We start from the raw sequence: 2763 nt of genomic DNA on the forward strand, positions 1-2763 counted from the left end.
ATTAAAAGGAGTTTAAGAATGGTTAAAATTATGATTGTAGAAGATGATATGAAAATTGCAGAGCTATTATCAACTTATGTTGCGAAATACGGTTACCAAGGAATTATTGTATCGGATTTTCAAAATGTGTTAGACATATTTTTAGAAGAACAACCAGAGTTAGTTTTATTAGATATTAATTTACCAAGCTTTGACGGTTACTATTGGTGTCGTCAAATTCGTGCGGTTTCCACATGTCCAATTTTATTTATCTCGGCCCGTGAAGGTACGATGGATCAAGTTATGGCGTTAGAAAATGGTGGCGATGATTTTATTCCGAAGCCTTTTCATTATGAAGTTGTAATGGCAAAAATTCGTAGTCATTTAAGACGTGCTTACGGAGACTATGCACCGAAACTAGAAGAACGAATGATTGAGCAACAAGGTCTTTGTTTATATCCAGAAAGACTTGTGTTAAAACTTAGGGGGCAAGAGATTGATATAACGAGAAACGAAGCTATTTTATTAGAGACGCTAATGAAAAATTACCCGCGTGTTGTGAGTAGAGAAGTGTTACTTAATAAATTATGGGATAGTGAATCTTACGTTGATGATAATACATTAAGTGTAAATACAACACGTGTGCGTAAAAAGTTAAAAACGTTACATATTGAAGGAGCAATTGAAACAATTCGTAGTGTTGGATATAGATTACATATTACTTGGGATAATGGTATGGAAAAATGATAAGGTTGTTTATTCGTGATCATATACCGCTTATTTGTTTTACAGCGATCCAACTACTAGCCATATTCCTAGTTTATTGGTTTGATGGGCATAATCATATTTCAACGGCATTATATGCAATGTTTTTAGGTGCTTTTTTTATGATAAGTTATTTATTATTTCGTTATTTTACACATCGTTCTTTTTATGAACGTTTAGCAAATCCATTGCAATCTTTGGATGAATCCGTTCAAAAATCTGATTTTGCAGTTTTATCTACCGCACTCCAAGATTTGCTTGATGCACAATATCGTCATTATCAAAATCAGCTGCAATTACAAGAGAGAAAAAATAATGATCATTTAACCTTTATGAATCAGTGGATTCATCAAATGAAAACACCTCTATCTGTAATAGAATTAATTACACAGGATGAAGTGGATTCGCGTTTTGAAAGTATTAATGAGGAAACAGATCGGTTAAAAAAGGGATTAGAGATGGCATTATATGTCGCGCGTTTAGAAGCATTCACACAAGATTTTTATGTAGAAAGAGTACAACTACATAAAGTAGTAAATGATTCCGTGCATGAACATAAACGCTTCTTTATCCGGAGTTTTGTATATCCAGAGCTTGAAATTGATAAAGGTATTACTGTAGAAAGTGATGCGAAATGGTTGCAATTTTTAATTGGACAAATTATATCGAATGCGATTAAATACTCATCAGGTAGTAGAGAAAAGATTAAAGTGAAAGCATGTAGGGAAGGTAATACAGTTGTACTTGAAATTGCCGATAGTGGCGTCGGGATACCGAAGCAAGATTTACCAAGAGTATTTAAACCGTTCTTTACAGGAGAAAATGGTAGAGATTTTAAAGAATCAACTGGAATGGGGTTATATCTTGTATATGAAATTACAAAACAATTGGGACATAGTGTAGAGATCCATTCAGAAGTTGATAAAGGTACCGTTGTACGAATAATATTTTTTAATGTGTAACAAGTGATTAAGGCTAAAGAACTTTGGAGATAAGTTTTTTAGCCTTGTTTTGTACCACTTGAAAATAAAAAATTATTTACCTTAGAGAAGTAAAAGCGAAGTGTTTATTATTTGTTTATGATAGGGGGATTGAAATGGATATTCGGAAAATGAGGTATTTCATAACGGTGGCAGAAGAATTAAACTTTAGTCGTGCAGCAGAACGCCTTATGATGGCACAACCGCCTTTAAGCCAAGAAATTCGAAAATTGGAAGAAGAATTAGGAGTTCAACTTTTTCACCGGACAAAAAGAATGGTTGAACTTACCGATGCGGGGAAAATCTTTTTAGAAGGTGCACGGCAAACGTTGCTTCAAGTAGATAGAACCATTAAAGAAACACAGCTTGCGGATGAAGGGAAGATAGGACATTTAATAATTGGTTTTGTCGATTCTACAGAAACCGTTATAGAGATATTAAAAAAATTCCGAGAACGTTTTCCTAAAATACAGCTCATATTACGCGAGATGACAACAGACCAGCAAATAAAAGCACTCTATGAAAAACAAATTCATATTGGATTTATTCGTTCTAAGCAGAATAATGAAATATTGTCTTCCGAAATTTGTTCTGAGGAACGTTTAAAATTGGTATTACATCAAGATCATCCCTTAGTTTCGTTATCTAATATTTCTATTAAAGAACTAGTGGACGAACCATTTGTTTTATTTCCTCGTCATTTCGGTACTAACTTTTATGATTTAATTATTAGTTACTTTTGGGAACATGGAGTAAGTTTAAATATTGTTCAAGAAGCGATCCAAATGCAAACGATTGTAAATTTAGTTGCAGCAGGAATGGGGATTTCTGTCGTTCCATCATCGGTGGAAAGTTATAAAAAATCGGGTGTCATATATAAAGACATTCAAGAAAATACACCGAAAATAAATTTATATGTTGGATGGAGACAAGATGAAAAGTCTGTCGTGTTAGAGAACTTTTTAACAGTTGTTAGAGAGGTTTATGCGACTTCACAATTTGAATTTAAAGAGTAAAAGCCCATCTTGATAGGATGGGC

Annotated in this window: 3 protein-coding genes; all 3 read left to right on the forward strand. The window is 33.4% G+C overall.

Annotated features, from left to right (window positions below):
• Positions 1 to 18: 18 nt before the first annotated feature.
• The 3 genes from AB3X48_RS20680 (at position 19) to AB3X48_RS20690 (ending at position 2740) form a co-directional block, all read left to right on the forward strand.
• Positions 19 to 726, forward strand: coding sequence for a response regulator transcription factor (locus AB3X48_RS20680; protein WP_016105032.1), 708 nt, complete (start codon positions 19 to 21; stop codon positions 724 to 726).
• Positions 723 to 1706, forward strand: coding sequence for a sensor histidine kinase (locus AB3X48_RS20685; protein ID WP_002161558.1), 984 nt, complete (start codon positions 723 to 725; stop codon positions 1704 to 1706). Before AB3X48_RS20680 ends, AB3X48_RS20685 begins: the two co-directional genes overlap by 4 nt.
• Before the next feature lie 134 nt (positions 1707 to 1840).
• Positions 1841 to 2740 (forward strand): LysR substrate-binding domain-containing protein, encoded by a 900-nt coding sequence (locus AB3X48_RS20690; protein ID WP_016105030.1) that lies wholly within the window; start codon positions 1841 to 1843, stop codon positions 2738 to 2740.
• The last annotated feature ends 23 nt before the right edge of the window (positions 2741 to 2763 follow it).

The sequence above is a fragment of the Bacillus sp. S4 genome (assembly GCF_040838205.1).
Classification (GTDB): domain Bacteria; phylum Bacillota; class Bacilli; order Bacillales; family Bacillaceae_G; genus Bacillus_A; species Bacillus_A cereus_U.

Coding starts and splice junctions, on each gene's coding strand:
- AB3X48_RS20680 (WP_016105032.1), top strand. CDS start 19: ATGGTTAAAATTATGATTGTAGAAGATGATATGAAAATTGCAGAGCTA.
- AB3X48_RS20685 (WP_002161558.1), top strand. CDS start 723: ATGATAAGGTTGTTTATTCGTGATCATATACCGCTTATTTGTTTTACA.
- AB3X48_RS20690 (WP_016105030.1), top strand. CDS start 1,841: ATGGATATTCGGAAAATGAGGTATTTCATAACGGTGGCAGAAGAATTA.